The organism is Trichocoleus sp. AS-A1 (assembly GCF_039962015.1).
GTDB lineage: Bacteria > Cyanobacteriota > Cyanobacteriia > Cyanobacteriales > FACHB-T130 > FACHB-T130.
In genome coordinates this window covers 28,051-45,024 of record NZ_JAMPKG010000016.1, presented here as the reverse complement: position 1 = coordinate 45,024, position 16,974 = coordinate 28,051, and the positions used below count along the sequence as shown (strand labels likewise).

General features: G+C 44.6%; 11 protein-coding genes. 7 read left to right on the top strand and 4 right to left on the bottom strand.

The genetic code is table 11. The features are described 5' to 3' along the window. The first annotated feature begins 29 nt into the window (after nt 1-29). From NC994_RS13915 to NC994_RS13900, 4 genes are all read left to right on the top strand, one after another. On the top strand, nt 30-1,232 hold the full coding sequence (locus NC994_RS13915) for a P-aminobenzoate N-oxygenase AurF (protein WP_199299619.1): 1,203 nt from the start codon (nt 30-32) through the stop codon (nt 1,230-1,232). 139 nt (nt 1,233-1,371) lie between these two features. Next, nucleotides 1,372-2,379, top strand: a complete 1,008-nt coding sequence (locus NC994_RS13910; RefSeq protein ID WP_190435759.1) for an aromatic ring-hydroxylating dioxygenase subunit alpha — start codon at nt 1,372-1,374, stop codon at nt 2,377-2,379. A 158-nt stretch (nt 2,380-2,537) separates the two neighbouring features. Then, entirely contained in the window at nt 2,538-2,837 is a 300-nt protein-coding gene (locus NC994_RS13905) for a 2Fe-2S iron-sulfur cluster-binding protein (RefSeq protein WP_190435637.1), read from the top strand. Between the two features lie 55 nt (nt 2,838-2,892). Beyond that, complete coding sequence (locus tag NC994_RS13900; protein ID WP_190435634.1) at nt 2,893-3,915, top strand: Rieske 2Fe-2S domain-containing protein; 1,023 nt, start codon at nt 2,893-2,895, stop codon at nt 3,913-3,915. Between the two features lie 33 nt (nt 3,916-3,948). On the opposite strand, the gene NC994_RS13895 is transcribed toward NC994_RS13900, so the two are convergent. Next, nucleotides 3,949-4,134, bottom strand: a complete 186-nt coding sequence (locus NC994_RS13895) for a hypothetical protein (protein WP_190413389.1) — start codon at nt 4,132-4,134, stop codon at nt 3,949-3,951. A 139-nt stretch (nt 4,135-4,273) separates the two neighbouring features. Here NC994_RS13895 and NC994_RS13890 point away from each other — a divergent pair, with 139 nt between their 5' ends. From NC994_RS13890 to NC994_RS13880, 3 genes are all read left to right on the top strand, one after another. After that, entirely contained in the window at nt 4,274-5,005 is a 732-nt protein-coding gene (locus NC994_RS13890) for a sterol desaturase family protein (protein ID WP_190435631.1), read from the top strand. A gap of 59 nt (nt 5,006-5,064) precedes the next feature. Then, nucleotides 5,065-5,673 carry an acyl transferase gene (locus tag NC994_RS13885; protein WP_190435628.1) on the top strand — a complete coding sequence of 203 codons (609 nt, stop codon included), beginning with the start codon at nt 5,065-5,067 and terminating at the stop codon, nt 5,671-5,673. Between the two features lie 102 nt (nt 5,674-5,775). Next, nucleotides 5,776-7,320 carry a GH3 auxin-responsive promoter family protein gene (locus tag NC994_RS13880; protein ID WP_190435756.1) on the top strand — a complete coding sequence of 515 codons (1,545 nt, stop codon included), beginning with the start codon at nt 5,776-5,778 and terminating at the stop codon, nt 7,318-7,320. 59 nt (nt 7,321-7,379) lie between these two features. Here NC994_RS13880 and NC994_RS13875 read toward each other — a convergent pair whose 3' ends face one another. Genes NC994_RS13875 through NC994_RS13865 form a run of 3 tightly spaced genes read right to left on the bottom strand, consistent with a single transcriptional unit; the run spans nt 7,380 to nt 16,962 of the window. Next, nucleotides 7,380-9,362, bottom strand: a complete 1,983-nt coding sequence (locus tag NC994_RS13875) for a diguanylate cyclase (protein WP_190435625.1) — start codon at nt 9,360-9,362, stop codon at nt 7,380-7,382. 15 nt (nt 9,363-9,377) lie between these two features. After that, nucleotides 9,378-11,351 carry an adenylate/guanylate cyclase domain-containing protein gene (locus tag NC994_RS13870; protein ID WP_190435609.1) on the bottom strand — a complete coding sequence of 658 codons (1,974 nt, stop codon included), beginning with the start codon at nt 11,349-11,351 and terminating at the stop codon, nt 9,378-9,380. Nucleotides 11,352-11,355: 4 nt separating this feature from the next. Continuing rightward, nucleotides 11,356-16,962, bottom strand: coding sequence for a PAS domain S-box protein (locus tag NC994_RS13865; RefSeq protein ID WP_190435607.1), 5,607 nt, complete (start codon nt 16,960-16,962; stop codon nt 11,356-11,358). Between the last annotated feature and the right edge of the window lie 12 nt (nt 16,963-16,974).

The window sequence follows — 16,974 nt, the reverse complement described above, 5'->3', positions numbered from 1 at the left end:
ATAAAACACTAAACGAACCCAAAGACAACATGCTTCTAGAAGACCCAAAGGTTGACCAGCAACTTCAGATTAACGAAACCAAAGGGAACACCCTTCTAGAGAACTCAAAAGTCTATCGCAAGCTTCAGATCAACCACACGCGCAATAAACAGCAGGATCATACCCAACTGCTCGACGAAGCCGCAGCATCTTTCCGATATGAAGACTGCAAAAATGAGTATTGGAATCCGGAAGAATTTTCCTTACTCTACGGAACTCCGCTGTGGGAACAAGCGAGCGTAAGCCAAAGAGTAATCTTAAACCAACTTTATTGGGTGGCTTACTATTCGCAGATCGTTTCCGCAGAAATTGCCACGATTTACTTTAATCAGACTAGCGCCGCCGGACTTTACGCCCAGGAGGACTTCCGCCTAGTTTGCGATACCCTCGACTTAGAATCTGCTCAGGAAAGAGCACATATCAGCGCCTTCAGAAAAATCTCTAGCGAGGTAGAAGCACAGCTTTTTGGCAAGCGTGTCTTCAGCTATCCTATGCGCGGGCCATTTGCAGAGACAATGATTTTTGCGGACACCAACGCTCTGAAGACGTGGTGGAAAAAGCTCCAGTTGCAAAGCTTTGGAATGCTGTCAGCAGGGAATACTTTCCTCGCTTGCCAATACTTCACCGTTCGGGGTCTGCGAACGCTAAACGGTAAGCTGGTACAGCATAAGCTCAGCAACTACTATCAAAAACATCCCAACTCAGAAAACGCTCCCATTCCCTCGAAAATTTCCTTTTATCACTTCATGGATGAGAGTTTTCACTTTAACAGCTCTACGATTCTTTCCCATGACGTGGTGAAGTGTCTTAAGCCGCCAACTGCTTTCGAGAAGTTAGTGGCAAACTTGGGGATACGCGGCTGTCAGAGAGATCACTATCATTTTTCAGTCGCGATTAACGGTATCTTTTGGTACGACCCCGCCCTCTATTCGGCGATTTACGAGGTATTGCGATCGCCTATTTTTGGAATGAGCGACCCAGAAGCCAAAGAAATGATGCGATTGTGCTTCACAGAGGAATCTGAAGGGCTGCACCTCAGCTACAAAACCCGTACAGAAGCGATGGATTCCTACAAAGTTTACCTCGAAAAAGTTGACTACGCTTGGGCAAGTAACCGGGAGATGTCCATCATGGCTGCTAATTCTATTCCCCAGTACCTCGCTATTCAAAAGAAGGCAATTGGTAATTGGTAATTGGTAATTGGTAATTGGTAATTGGTAATTGGGCTTAGGAAAAATTTTACCCATTACCGACTTGACAAATAACCGTGCATATTTCCTACTTTTTTATATGGACGAGTCTCAAAATCTAAACACGCAACCCCTTTTGAAAATGAAAATATTTAACAATTGGGATGTTGTTGCTAAAGGCTGGTATATTGCTTGCCCTAGCCGAGAACTTCATCCAGGCAAGGCAAAATCCTTGGAAATATGCGGACAAAAAATTGTTGTCTTTCGCGGACAAGATGGAAAAGTTCGTGCTTTAGATGCCTATTGTCCTCACCTGGGAACCGATTTAGGAATTGGGCGGGTTGATGGAAATTCGATTCGTTGTTTTTTCCATCATTGGGCATTTGATGGAGAAGGAAAGTGTCAAGATATCCCCTGCCAATCGGCGATTCCTGAAAAAGCTTTCCTTCAATCTTATGCTACTGATGAAAAATACGGTTTGATTTGGGTGTATCCAGATTCAAAAGCACCAGAAGGTGTGGCAGAATTTGATGAACTTAAAGGCAAATCAATTGTAACAGTACACGACAAAGCATTTGAGCGGAGTTGTCATCATCACATTTGTATGATGAATGGAATTGATGCTCAACATTTACAAACTGTTCACAAAGTAGACATCAATATGAATCTATCCTTGCGTCAGAATCAATCTGGCAATGTGATAGATTTTACTCTTCAAGGGGAGTTTCCTAAAACTACTCGAAGAGAACGCCTGGGGCGAAAAATTCTCGGCGATACTTATGAGTATTCTATGAGATATGCCGATGGCTGCATCGGACTTTTAACGATGATGAAGAATGTTCGGCTTTTTCCTTCGCTGCACATGATTTATGCCTATACTCCAGTTGCACCTGGAAGAACTCGTATTCAACCGATTTATGTGGCAGAGAAAAGAACAGGATTGTTTGGTTGGTTGGTGACGCAACTATTACTCTTGTTTACCCGTCTGGGATACTATGCTTTGAAAGGGGAAGATGGACAAATTTATGACAATATTCGTTATAATCCCAACGCACTTCTGAGTCTTGATACGCCATTGGTTAAGTATATGCATTATGTGAATCAACTTAAAGTTTCTATATGGTCTAAAGATTTTAATATTACAAAATAAACGGTTTTAAATATAGTAACTTTGTTAGCTACAACAACATTTTGTTTGCGAACCGCCAAGGACGCGAAGTACGCGAAGGAAGAAGAAGAGAAAGAAGAGGTTAGTTATTATTTTTATTGTTAGCAAATTAAGTTTTAATTCCAAATTTTGAATTAAATATGAATGAGCAATGCTGTATCATCCGCTTTCCAGGGACAGATTATTCTCCCCTAACCTTGGAGAAGCACTCTAATCTTTCGGAGCATCTGACGGTGCAAAATTCTCCGGTACTCTTTGGATGTCGTACCGGGATTTGTGGGACGTGTCTTGTAGTTATAAAAGGGAAGATTCCTGCTCCAAGTGAAGATGAAAAGGAGGTGTTGGAAACTCTAGCGCCAGGAAATAATCAAGTAAGGTTGGCTTGTCAGTTGGATCTCAGCAGTGACCTTGAAATCTTTGCTTTTGATAATAAAGAATGAAGCCAAAAAATCTTCTATTTCTTATTGTTAATTTTTAATTTATTGTGGAGGATTAGTGAAATTTGAAGATTTCTGGTATGTTGTGGCACTCAGCGAACAACTAAAGCCGAATACTGTGCTAGAACGCACGGTTTTGGGGGAATGGCTGGCAGTTTTTCGAGGAGATGACGGAAAGCCGGTGGCGTTGCGCGATCGCTGTATGCACAGAAATAGCCGTCTCTCTAAAGGAAAAGTCTGTCAGGGAATGCTCCAATGTCCCTACCACGGCTGGGTTTACGACAAAACTGGGAAGGTAGTCGCTGTCCCCGCAGAGGGAGAAGATTTTAAGGTGACTCATGCTCGTCGCACTCAGCATTATGACACTAGAGAGCAGGATGGATACGTCTATGTGAGGCTGGCACAAAAGCCGAGTGAGGAGTTTGAGCCTTTTCAAATGCCTTACTACGGAAAGCCTGGATGGGAGACGGTACGGGTTATTAACCGTTTTCGGAACAACGTTACCAACTGTGCGGAAAATTTTATCGATATTCCTCACACCGCCTCGGTTCACCCTGGGGTATTTCGCACCTCTCGCAAGCAAAAGCTGGAAATGATGGTAGAGAGGCGAGACGGCTCAGTTTTCGCAGAATACCGCAACGAAACGACAAATCTCGGCTGGTATACCCGCTTTCTAAATCGGAAAGGTTACGAGATCCGGCACACAGATAGCTTTCATATGCCAAACGTTACCAGCGTGGAATACGATATGGCACCGAAAAGAAGGCTTTTTATTACTAGCCAATCGATTCCGGAAGCGGAGGACTCTACTCTCGTCTATACCGACGTCACTTTTAACTACGGCATTTGGAACAAGATTGCGCGTCCGTTTGTTCGCTGGACTGCCCAATATATTATCCGTCAGGATGTGGAAGCGCTTGGTATTCAGCAAGAGGTAATCGAAAAGTACGGCACCCAGTTTGCCAATACGCCAGCTGACACAATCCACGTCCTAGTTGAATCGATTCGGAGCAAGATTGAAGCAGGAGAAGATCCTAGAACTCTCTTGGATAAGTCTGTTCAAGTAACCTTCTGGGTTTAATTCGGTGGAAGTATATCAATGCTTGTAAAAACATCACTTGGCATCCGGAACCCCACCCCAACCCACCCCGTTAACGGGAAGGGAGAGATCGTACTTCCCTCCGTTAATGGGAGATAAGGGGGGTTCTGTGCAAATTTTCACAATTGAGATGCTCCCAATCCGATTTTGAATTTTGGATTGGGAACTATAAGAGAGCGATCGCGTTTTTTCGGAAGTCATCTCAAATTCGTCGAAGAACCTCACCCCGCCTCCGGCACCCCTCTCCGTTAACGGAAAGGGGTTGGGGGTGAGGTTCCAAATGATGACGATTCAAACGAATTCAATATCAGGCAACATTCCCTAAATTGAGCGATTAGCGATGGGAGTATTCTTTACTTTTGCGATCTTAATGACGCTGACTGTGGCGAATCAGCGCAGTTTTACCGCCTTGCGAATGAGAACCTATGAGGACTGGATTTTAGATGCTGTTGGTCTGTTTTTTCAGGGTGTTCTCATCCCAATTCTTCAGCTGACAGTAGTTTACCATCTGTACCACTATCTTCTACCCAGCGATCGCGCCTTGCTTGCTCTGCCTCCAGTCGCGGCATTCTTGCTGAGCTTCGTGTTTGTGGATTACATCTACTACTGGAACCATCGCTTGCTCCATAGTCGGTGGCTCTGGTCTCTCCACGCGGTTCATCATACCAGCACCGAAATGAATGTCTTGTCTACTTCTAGAAATACTCTGTGGACGAGCTTTTTGATCGTCTACTTATGGGTTCACGCTCTATTTATTTATCTGCTGCAAGATCCCACATGGTACATCGCCGGTGTCAGTCTTAGCTCAGCTTTAGACTTGTGGCGTCACAGCACCATAACTCCAACACCAAACTCTTCGCTGTATCGCTGGCTATCGGCTTGGCTGATAGTACCCCAAGATCATGCTTGGCACCACGCCAGCAGCTCAGTTTGTGGCAATTACGGAGCCAACTTTAAGCTTTGGGATTGGATGCACGGAACGTATTACAAAAGCGATCGCGTACCGGATTCTTTGGGGGTCAAAATCAACCTCACCTTAACTCAGAAGCTACTGTGGCCTTGGAAGAATTAGCAACTAAAAATTAAAAAATTGGCTTCTTCATTTTTAATGCAAGCATTTTTAATTTCACTATGACTTTCCTCGGAACAATACTCTCCTGTTTTCCCGCCTTAGTTATCCTAATTGCGATCGCGTCTTTTCTGGGGATCTGCTTCTTTCCAGGAATCTTCAGCATCTCAGCTTTTTTCCTTTCTCTGTATGGGTTTCCCCTGTTGGTGTATCGCCTCCACGAGCGTTTTTACCCAGTTAAGGAAGGGATCAGCTATCTCGGCAGCAAAGAGTATTCACCTTGGTGGGGAAGTCATCAGATTCAACTTATCTACATTGCGTTTCCAGCGCTGGAAACGTTGATACGCCTAATTCCCGGTGCTTTTTCTTTATGGCTGAGATTGTGGGGAGCCAAGGTTGGGAAAGGCGTTTACTGGACACCGCAGTTAGAAATTGCCGATCGCGGACTGATTGAGGTAGGCAATCGCGCAGTTTTCGGTCACGGAGTTGGCATCTACTCCCACATCATCAAACCTAGAAAACAGGACTTGATGCTGTATGTCAAGAAGGTGAAAATCGGCAGCAACGTCTTCCTAGGAGCCTGGAATCACATTGGCCCCGGAGTTGTAGTTGAGGAAGGAACCTACGTTCCGGTTGCTACCCACATTTATCCCAACAAAAAATTCAAATAATCTTCAACTGAAGACAGCTAATACCCCGCTTCCGGCTCCCCTCTCCGCCAGCGGAGAGGGGTTGGGGGTGAGGTTCCAAATAATCGAAACAAATTTGATATGATGCGCCCTATTGTCAAGCTTTTCGGACAACTTCTTTCCCCCTACGCCAAGGGCTTCTTGCAAGCACTAGAAAATCCCCAAAGAACCCAGCAATCCGTTCAAGAGGAAATTGTAGACAATCTTGCCAAGAGTGAATATGGCAAATTTTTAGGTATCCGATCGGTTGCAGATTGGCATCGCATTCCGATTGTTAACTACGACGATCTCAAAGAGTGGATCGAGCGGCAAAAAACAACCCAGCAGCCAATCTTGACACCAGAATCGATTCTCTTTTACGAAAAGACTTCCGGAAGTAGTGGCTCGGCAAAATCCATTCCTTACACCAAATCTCTTCGAGCTACCTTTAACCAGATGTTCTGTGTTTGGGCACATGATCTGATTCAGCATGGCCCAGGATTTTCTACGGGTAAGATATACTTCTGCATCTCTCCCCGGCTTGATACGGCAAGCCCAAATAGCATTCCCGTCGCATTGGAGGATGATTCGGAATATCTGGACGAATGGTTAATGTTATTTCTTCGTCCTTTTCTGGTTTCTCCTCCCGGATTGAATCGCCTTCGCAACGCAGAGGAATTCAAGGAGAAACTTGCCCACGCACTCCTACTCGAAGAAAATCTGGAAGTTATCTCGATTTGGAGTCCAAGTTTCCTTCGCGTACAACTCGACTACATCCAGACGCATCGAGTACGACTGTGGAAAGAACTCAAAAACAAAATGTCAGCAAAGCGCTCTAAACTCCTCTTGGAGCCAGAGATTCCGTGGAAGCTGCTTTGGCAAGAATTGAAGCTTATTTCCTGCTGGGATAGCGCGAATGCTGCGGATGGTGCAGGGTTTTTGCGATCGCTGTTTCCGGGTGTCATGGTGCAGGGAAAAGGACTCCTCGCCACCGAAGCACCGATGACGATTCCCCTAATTGAGGCAAAGGGATGCGTCCCGATGCTCGATCAGGTATTCTTTGAGTTTGAGGATGAAGAGGGGAAAATCCACCGACTCCACGAGATTGTGGCGGGGATTGACTACGAGATAATTATTTCTCAGAAAGGGGGATTATACCGCTACCGAATTGGCGATCGCGTGCGCGTCAGCCACTTTTATCAAGGAACGCCGTGTCTGGAATTTTTGGGGAGAAATCAAGCAACAAGCGATCTCGTGGGTGAGAAGCTGCATTCTGAATTCGTGCGTTCTGTCATTGAGGATTTGGCGCTAGAAGGAACGTTTTTCAAGAGTTTGGTGCCTTCTAGAAAGCCAGTAGATCGTTATATTCTTTTGCTCGACACTACCAAAGAGTTACCCGATACGATCGCTCAACGGTTAGATGATGCTTTGATGCGATCGCACCAGTATCGACAAGCTCGACTTTTAGGACAGCTGGCTCCAGCGCGGGTGCTGGTCTCAAGACAAATCCCGGAAATTCTCACCCTGTATGGGATGCGAGCTGGCAAGAAATGGGGAGACTTGAAACATCCTCTGTTAGCGATCGCACCCCTTGAGGAAGAATTACTCGTCGAACTAGAAAAAGCCTCTCAGAACAATTGTTTTCGCTGACATCTTCTCTAGAGATTTTGAGTCAGGAGTTGCATACAAAGAAAGGAAAAACCGAGTGCTTACACTCGCGCTACGCGATCGCGCCCCTCTTTTTTGGCTGCATAAAGTGCCGCATCAGCCGCATTAATTATATGTTGCGGCAACAGTTCTAAATTGGGTACACTACTCGCCACGCCTAAACTGACGGTTACATAGCCGCACACTTTAGACTGACTGTGGGGAAGCGCCAAGTTACTGACTGCCTGTCGAATCGCCTCTGCTACGAAAACCGCTCCTTCAATATCAGTATTGGGAAGAATTACGGCAAATTCTTCTCCACCATATCGCGCCACTAAATCCGCTGGACGACGGACAACACTTTTAATCGCACCAGCCACCTGCCGCAAACAATCATCCCCTGCCAGATGACCGTAAGCATCGTTGTAGCGTTTGAAAAAATCCACATCTAACAAAATCAAAGACAGCGGTGCTTGTTCGCGTCTTAGTCGCTTCCAGTCAGTATTCAGACACTCATCAAATCGGCGACGATTCGCAATCTGAGTTAAGCCGTCTAGGTTAGCGAGTTGCCGGAGTTCCCGGTTGGCAGACTGCACATATTGGTAGAGTTGGGATTGATGAATTGCGATCGCTACCTGATTTGCCAACTGAGACAACAAATCCACTTCAAATGGCTGCCAGTCACGAGGAGCAGCACACTGGTGAGCAATCAGTAACCCCCACAGACGTTCTTCTTTCAAAACCGGCATTGCTACAACAGCTTTGACCTGATAGCGTTGGAAAAACTCAATCCCATCACCTGTAAAATTAAACTTTTCAATATTGTCCAAAACGATTGGGAATCCCTGAAAAAAAGTGCTAAAACCTTCTTGAATCCAGGATGGATTCACAGTCTGTCCTAACATGTGAGGGTAGTTTTTACCAACTGATTCTGCTACAAAGGTGCCGTTATTGTTAGCGGCGAACTGGTAGATAGCTACCCGATCCGAAAGCAAACACTGTCGAATGCTGTTGACTGTCGCATCCAGAATCTCGTCTAAATTCAGCGATTGGCGAATTTGTTGGGTAACTTCAGCAATTAGCCGTTCCCGTGCTGCTTGTTGTCGCAACACTTCCTCTGCTTTCTTGCGCTGAATCATCGAGCCTAATTGGGTCGCGACTGCATTGACGAGTTGGAGCGATCGCTCATCCGGCGTGATTTCCTGCTCATGAAAAAATATCAAAACTGCCAGCACTTGATGGTCGAAGGCGATTGGAATTCCTAAGACTCCTTTAAGTCCCGCTTGCTTGGCAATTTGACTCCGCAGAAAAAGGGTCGAGTTCTCCTGCGTTATGTCTGCGATCCATTCCACTTGTTGGGACAGCCACACTCGTCCTGGCAATCCCTCCCCAAGAGAAAAACGAAACGCCTCACTCTGGCGTCGAAATTCATCAAAACGGATATCCTGGTACCAACATCGACAATATTCAAGTACAGTCCTCTTCGAGGAAGGCATCCATACTTCCCCAATATCCCACCCGAGATTTTGACAAAGATTGATTAAAATGACTTCTAATGCTTCTTCTACATCAGCAGCAGAACTAATTGCTTGAGTTGTAGTCAGTAAAAGTTGTAATTGTGTATTCTGAGTTTGCATCTGTAACTGAAACCGCCGCAGCCGTAATTGATGTTCAATTCGTACTAAAACCTCAATCGGCTCAATCGGTTTGGTGACGTAATCTACTGCCCCTAATGTAAAAGCATTCACCTTATCAAAGGTTGCATCTAAAGCACTGATGAAAATAACTGGGATACTACAGGTTTGCTCTGAGGCTTTCAACTGTCGGCAAACTTCATACCCATCCATATCCGGCATTTTGATATCGAGCAAAATCAAATCGGCAGGGCTTGCCTGAACTGATTGCAGCGCTAGCTTACCACTCAGAGCAACACGCACTTTATATCCATGATTTGACAAAATTTTAGTTAACAAACTAACATTTGCTGGAGTATCGTCTACTACCAGTATTTTCTCTTTTAATTTTAAATCTTGACCCTGATCCATAAAGTGTTTTTATCGTTATTTTTGACCAATCAACAGATAAGTCATCATCTCACCCTTCCCTTTTATTGAAATAGTCCCTCGTTCTTGGAAAAGGAACTGTTCTTTTAAGCGTTCGTAAACGGCAGCCGTTACCTGAGTTTGACCAGGAATCCCACTTGACTCCATCCGGGAAGCCACATTCACCGTATCTCCCCATAAGTCATAGCTGAATTTTGTTAAACCAATTACTCCAGCAACTACAGGTCCAATATTAATTCCTATACGAAGACTGAACTTTTCATTAATTTGGGTATTGAATCTAGCAATAAAACTTTGCATATCTAGCGCTATTTTGGCAATTGATGAAGCATGATCCGCTTTTGGTATTGGTAGTCCTCCTACTACCATATATGCATCTCCAATTGTTTTTATCTTTTCTAATCCATGTCGATTAGACAACAAATCAAATTCAATAAAAATTTGATTGAGAATTTCTACGAGTTCAGTTGGAGTCTTTGTAGATGCAAAGTTAGTAAACCCTACTAAATCAGCAAATAAAACACTAACATCAGAAAAACTATCGGCAATAACTTGCTGCTTTTGTTGTAACCGCTCGGCAATTGGTTTAGGTAGTATATTTAATAAAAGTTTTTCTGTTTGCTTTTGAGCAAATTTTCGCTCTGTGATATCAGAAACCGTTCCCTCATAATAGAGAAGTTTTTCTTTTGAATCACAGACTGAACGCGCGTTTTCAGAAATCCAAATAATTGTCCCATCTCGGCGGTAAACTTGAGACTCAAATCCCCTGACAGCATGATTAGAATTCATTTCTTCTATAAATTCACGCCGTCGATTCGAGTTAACATAAAGTTGTTCTTCAACATTTTGACTACTGTTTATTAATTCTTCTGGAGATTCATACCCATAAATTTTCGCCAGTGCTAAGTTAGCGCTCAAATAACGCCCGCAAGGTGTTGTTTGATAAATTCCTTCTACTGCATTTTCAACAATACTGTGATAGCGTTCTTGAGTAATCCTGAGAATTTCTTCAGTTTGCTTGTGATAGATTAAAGGACTTAATTGTGTAGCTACTGCGGTTACTAAATTAATGGTATGTAAATTAATCGGAACCGAACCTTTTTTATAGAAAACCAAAATAGCTAATACTCGTTCGTTTAGTATAATAGGAACTCCAAAAGCAGATGCTAAACTAGCATTTCCTATTTCCTCGCCCAAAATCGGCAAATCTCCGGAATTTAGAATCTTTTCTACCCATTCTGGTTTTTTAGAAACAAATATTTTACCTGGTAACCCTAGATTAGGAGCCAAGGTAACTGTTCTATTTTGTTTTTTAAAATCCCAGAAACTAGCGTGGCTAGAATACCAATTTTGACTGCATTCTAAAATATTATTATCTTCGGTGGGCAACCAAGCTTCGCCATAATCCCATTGAATTGTTATCCCAACTAAGCGCAGTACAGCTTGTAACACGGAAGGAACATTATTTTTACGACTAATCGCTTGAGTCGTTGCCAGTAAAAGACGAAGTTCAACTTCTGCTTTTCGCCGTGAGTCCAGGTGTTCTTGCAATAACTTATTTTGCTCTATTAGTTGCATTTTTAGCTCTCGAATGCGTAGCTGATTCTCGATTCTGGCTAATACTTCTAAACGTTTAAAAGGTTTTGTTATATAGTCAATACCACCAACTGTAAAGGCGTTCACTTTGTTATTCGTATCATCTAAAGCACTAATGAAAATAACTGGAATGTCGCGAGTTTTCTCAGAAGCTTTTAGACGTTGACAAACTTCATATCCATTCATTTCTGGCATATTGATATCAAGCAAAATCAAATCAGGAGGATTTGAATTGCAAGCGTTGAGTGCGAGTTGACCGCTAGGTGCAACTCGCACTTTGTAAGACTTTTCAGATAAGATGTCGAAGAGAAGTTTTAAATTTGCGGGATTATCATCAACTACTAGGATATTAGGTCTGGCGATAGGTGCTTCCATCGGATTATAAGTCTTTCACAGATTGAATCAATATCAACAATTGCTCAAACTGGTATTGATTAACTAATGTCATTAAAGTTTTTGACAACACATCATTTTTGGGGTGCAATTCCTCAATCAGTGTAGCGATAATTTCTAAATCTCCCTCAACAAGAGCCTGATATAAATCTTCTAACCAACTTTTAGGTAAATCAGCCAACTCGGCAGTATTTAAGGCTGGCAGTTCTAGTATTTCTTTCTCAGATGTAGCGGCCATTTCCTCATAAGTAAAAGAGACATCTAAATGCTTGTGGATAGCATTAAAAATATCTTCTTCTCGGAAAGGTTTGCGTATAAAATCATCACAGCCAGCTTCAATAACAGATGCTTGATCTTCATTTAAGGCGCTGGCAGTCAGGGCAATAATCGCGGTACGAAAATTGGTTAATGTCTTTTGAACTGAAGGTTTCTGATTCTCTCGCTTTCTAATCTGTTTAGTGGCTTCATAGCCATCCATTATCGGCATTCGTATATCCATCCAAATTAGATGAGGTGAACTACGTTCCCAGATTTCTAATGCTTCTTTGCCATTAGAGGCTTCTAGTAATTCAAAGCCAAGAGGCTGGAGGAGTTTAAGCAGCAGTTGGCGATTAAAATCGCTATCATCTGCGATTAGTATTTGATAGCGAGGTTGCTGGGGTGCGAGTGCAATAACGCGGCGGTTTTGGAGGGGGATTGCAATCTCGCTGGCAGCGATAATATTTGCTTGAATGTTAAACTTAAACGTTGTTCCTTTTGCAAATAAAGCACTCGCATCGTCATTAAATTCCCTGATAGGGGTTCCAGGAGTGAAAACTTTGCCACCACTAATGAGGGTGATTTCACCTCCCATTAAATGGATAAATTGACGGCTAATTGTCAATCCTAAACCAGTTCCTTCTTGTACTTGTTGACCAGCGGCTGTTTGCTCGAAAGGTTTGAATACTTTGTCAAGTTCTTCGGAAGAAATACCGGCTCCCGTATCGGAAACTTCAAAAATAATTGAGGAAAGGGGAGAGAAAGAAGGAAATTCGGAATTCGTTGTCCCTAATTTCACTTTAACTAAGACTGTTCCGGAATCGGTAAATTTAACGGCGTTACTTAGTAAGTTAATCAACACTTGACGCAACTTAACTTCATCTGTGCGGAGGTATCGGGGAACATCAACATCACAATCAAATTTTAGGTTTAAGCTCTTTTCTGTAGCTTTCAAAGAAAACATCGCTTCGACATCATTTAGCAAGCTGTAAAGATCGAAGTTATTTTCACTCAGCGTCATGCGTCCAGCTTCAATTTTGGACAGGTCAAGGACTTGGTTAATCAGTGTCAGCAGGTGTTCTCCACTGCGACGAATGATCGTGAGATTTTCTTGCTGTTCTGTTGAAAGATTGGGGGCACGACTCATGAGGTGGGAAAAGCCTAAAATGGCATTGAGGGGGGTTCGGAGTTCGTGACTCATGTTGGCGAGAAAGATGCTTTTGGCGCGGTTAGCAGCCTCAGCAGCTTCTTTGGCTCGTTCAAGTTCAGCTTCTACTATTTTACGAGTGGTAATATCGACTCCGATTCCTAAAACGCAGACTTTATCGCTTGCAGGTGGATGCAGAGGAATCTTTTGCCACTGAAACCATTTATCTTGGTTATTTGCGCCTGTCACTTTTTCTTCGGGAATAAATAAGGCTTGACCCGTTTCAATGATAGAGCGGGTTTCTTGGAGGAAATGCTCAACATCCTCTAAGAATGGATGGAAGTCTACATCCCGTTTACCCACCAGTTCTTCGACAGTCGTGTTGTAGAGCTTGGCAGCAGCTTTGTTAAGCAGCACAAAGCGTCCTTCCCAGTCTTTTACAAAAATGGTGTTGGGGTCATTATCAATTACCTTTCGCAGGAACTCTTGTTGCTGCCGAAGAGCTTCTTCAGCAATTTTGCGATCGCTAATATCTAGAAGTACCCCCCGCCAAATTATGCTGCCATCAGCTTGGGATTCCGGACGAGAGCTAGCTGCCAGCCAACGAGCGCTCCCATCTGGGTGGAGATACCGCCACTCATAATAGAAAGGCATTAAATTGTCGAGGCTGATTTTTAAAGCGGCGTTATAACCAGGGAGGTCTTCTGAGTGATATCGAGCTAATATGGCAGAGAAATTTTCCATCGCCTCGTGAGCGGAAATCCCTAAAAGTTCGCCACACCCTTCACTGATGTAGTCTAGAAAATGTCTGCCGTCAGCACAGTAAGTGTAGGTGAAAACCGCACCGGGAAGGTTATCGGCAAGGCTTCGCAAGCGAGCTTCGTTCTCCCGTAAAGCTTCTTCTATTCGTTTGCGATCGCTAATATCGATAGCATGACCGACAACTCGAAGTGCCTGTCCGTCTGCGCCTCGCACAACCACCCCATAATCCACCATGTGAGTGTAGCGATCTTCTCGGTGACGGAACCGATATTCAAGCATATACTCATTTTGATGAGCGATCGCCTGGGAAAACGTTCGCGAAACCTGCGGCAAATCCTCCGGATGGACGCGATCAACCCACCACTGACCTGTGAGTCCGGCTTCTTCGGGACGATATCCACTCGTTTCATAGAGTCCCTGCGTCCGCAGAACAATATTCTGCTTCAGATCCCAGTCGTAAACATATCCTTTAATTGCCGATGCCGCTAGCTGAAAACGTTCGTTGCTCTCTTTGAGCGCTTGCTCTGCCCGTTTGCGCTCGGTGATGTCAATCGCCACACCTCCAACAAGGCGTTCTCCAGAGAGGTTCGCCAGCGGAAACTTGTATACCAGAAAATCCCCGATTGTGCCGTCCGTTCTGGGAGCTTGTTCGATCGCCTCTACTGACTGATTCGTTTGGATGACTTTCCGAATGTTTTCCAGATACTGTTGCGCGAATTCATCGCTATAAAGCTCTGTAACAGTTTTTCCAACTACATAGCCTTCTGGGATTTGGAGTATCTGGCGGTAGGTTTTGCTAGAGAAAACAATTCGCCCATTTTCATCCGTGATCCAAGAAGCCGCCGGACTGTTATCCATGAACCCATGAAAACGGGCTTCGCTTTCTTTTAATGCCAGTTCTGCCTGTTTGCGAGCCGTAATATTCGCGAATGAAGATACCACTGCATACGGCAGAGATTCGCCAGCCCGAAATAGAGGTTGGGCGTTAATAGAAATCCAGGTTAAGCTACCATCTGGCTTGTAAACTCCCATTACTACATCAGAGCAAGGTTCGCCAGTTCGTAGCGTCACCATTGCTGGATGTTCCTCCCCTGGAAAGGGCGAACCATCTTCACGAATGGCTCGCCAGCTGGGATCGAGGGAAGTTCGTTCCATCATTTGCTCGCGAGACAAGCCGAGAATTCTGTTAGCACTGGCGTTACAGGTATGGATAACACCGTTGGCATCCTGCAAAACAATGCCTTCTGCCATCGTTGTCACGACTGAACGATAGCGTTCTTCGCTTTCCTCTAAAGCAGCCGTGAAACGTTGGCGTTCTGTGATATCTCGCACGATACAAACCACTTCATCAGCACCACTTTTGACGATGCGTGTCTCGTAGTTGTGAATGCCATCGGGTTTTTCCACCTCGTGTTCGTAGGTTTGTCGCTCTCCGGTTTCAACTGCTACCCGAAAATACTCTAGCAGGTCATTTTTAACCTGTTCGGGCAACGGTAAATCCCATAAGTTTCTGCCAATTAAAGCTTCAGGCAGCATCTGAAAGGCTTCTTCGCCTGCTTTTACGTCTAAATAAGTGCCGTCTATCCGGTGCCGGAACATTGCATCGGGAATCGCGCTCAAAAGCGCCTGCATTCGTTCTTCATTCTGATGCAAGGCTGCTTCTACCTGCTTTCGTTCGGCAATCTCCTGCTCTAGCTGGGCATTGGTTTGGGCTAGTTTAGCAGTGCGCTCTTGTACTTGGCTTTCTAAAGTACGGTTGTAGTCGGCAAGCAGATGTTCTGCTTGCTTGCGCCAGGTGATGTCAACGAGCAAGCCATCCCAAATAATGTCACCATTGGCTTGCTGTTCCGGGCGGGAAGTGGCTTGCACCCATTTCAAGTCACCAGAAAGCGAGGTAATGCGACCTTCCCAGTACCAAGGCTGCAAGTCTCTAGCAGAAACTAGGATGGTTTCATTTAGCAAAAGCAGGTCATCGGGATGCACCGCATTCCAGGCAATCTGAGGATTTTGGACGATCGCTTCTGGTTCATATCCATAGATATCACGAGCGCCAGAACTCATGTAAGTAAACTCATGGCTGCCGTTTGGATGGAGGATGTACCGGAAAATTACGCCCGGTACATTTTCCGCGAGATGGCGAAACTTCGCTTCGCTTTCCCGCAGCGCGGCTTCTGCTTGTTTGCGCTCCAGGTTTGCTATGTGCTGGTCTTCCAGACTCCGATAAGCGATCAGCGCAACCGCAGAGCCAGTCATGCCGATTAGCGGGGCAACGACAGGGAGCCACCAGCTGGCTAAAAAAGCTAGGTAACTGCCACTTGTCAGAATTCCCCCGATTAAGCAAATGCTAACCCCAGAGACGATCCATCTGGCAGCAACATTCTGTTTCAAGGGGTTGAAGCGAAGTAACGTCCAACTCACTCCACCACCAATCAAACACCAGACCAAAATCCATAAGGCTTCTTTTGGTTGAGACCAAACCTGGATCAAAGGACGACCCTCTAAAGCACCACTCAAAATTTGACTGATTAAATTGGCATGAATGACGACGCCCGGTAATCGTTTGGGAGTCGCAAAGAGACTACTACTATAAGGGGTGAAGGAAAGGTCATTGAAGCTAGAGCCGATTGCGCCGATTAAGACAATGCGATCGCGTAAAAGATTGGGCGGGATGCGGTTCTCTAGAACATCCGTCATCGATACCGTGGAGAAATTTTCTAACATCCCCCGGTAGTTCAACAAAATCTGGTACCCACCAGAATTGGCACGAACGTAACCGCCTTCATCTCCCGTAAATGGGGTAAATACAGCGTTCCCTAATCGCAATTTATTAGCACCAATGCTCTGGAGGCTAATCTTTTCTTTTTCCAGATACATTAAAGCCAGCTTTGCGCCTAAGCTCAGATGAGTTTTACCATCAGATGTTCTAATAGACAGCAACCCTCGACGGACTTTGCCATCTGCATCTAACACCAAATCCGCGAGTCCCACTTGGTTCAGACGATTCAACGCTGGGGGTGGAGCAACCGGATTTCCTACCGCTTTTTCGACACCCACTAGATTAGGCGTAGATTCAAATACTTTCACCAGTGCTTGATGACCAGGAGGGACTGGCAAATCTCGATAAATATCCAAGCCAATGGCTCTGGGTTGCTGAACTTTCAGTTTTGCGATCGCTTCAGCTAACAGAGCATCAGAAATAGGCCATCGTCCGACCTTTTCAATATCTGATTCATCAATAGTAATAATTACAATACGGGGATCGATTGGTTCACGAGGTCGCCAGCGAAAAAATTGATCCAATATCGCCAAGTCAAATATTTGCAGTACGCCTAAAGAACTTGTAGCGATGACTGTGCAAGCCACAATCGGAGCTGTAATCAGTAGCCCGCGCCATTGCCGAACTTGGTTTTTAAGTTTTTGTACCATTAATTTATGAGC

Bases quoted from the DNA above. Each gene is read 5' to 3' on its own strand.
- NC994_RS13870 (WP_190435609.1), bottom strand. From the start codon at position 11,351: ATGGAAGCACCTATCGCCAGACCTAATATCCTAGTAGTTGATGATAAT.
- NC994_RS13895 (WP_190413389.1), bottom strand. From the start codon at position 4,134: ATGACTTCCGAAAAAACGCGATCGCTCTCTTATAGTTCCCAATCCAAA.
- NC994_RS13915 (WP_199299619.1), top strand. From the start codon at position 30: ATGCTTCTAGAAGACCCAAAGGTTGACCAGCAACTTCAGATTAACGAA.
- NC994_RS13905 (WP_190435637.1), top strand. From the start codon at position 2,538: ATGAATGAGCAATGCTGTATCATCCGCTTTCCAGGGACAGATTATTCT.
- NC994_RS13890 (WP_190435631.1), top strand. From the start codon at position 4,274: ATGGGAGTATTCTTTACTTTTGCGATCTTAATGACGCTGACTGTGGCG.
- NC994_RS13880 (WP_190435756.1), top strand. From the start codon at position 5,776: ATGCGCCCTATTGTCAAGCTTTTCGGACAACTTCTTTCCCCCTACGCC.
- NC994_RS13910 (WP_190435759.1), top strand. From the start codon at position 1,372: ATGAAAATATTTAACAATTGGGATGTTGTTGCTAAAGGCTGGTATATT.
- NC994_RS13885 (WP_190435628.1), top strand. From the start codon at position 5,065: ATGACTTTCCTCGGAACAATACTCTCCTGTTTTCCCGCCTTAGTTATC.
- NC994_RS13865 (WP_190435607.1), bottom strand. From the start codon at position 16,962: ATGGTACAAAAACTTAAAAACCAAGTTCGGCAATGGCGCGGGCTACTG.
- NC994_RS13875 (WP_190435625.1), bottom strand. From the start codon at position 9,362: ATGGATCAGGGTCAAGATTTAAAATTAAAAGAGAAAATACTGGTAGTA.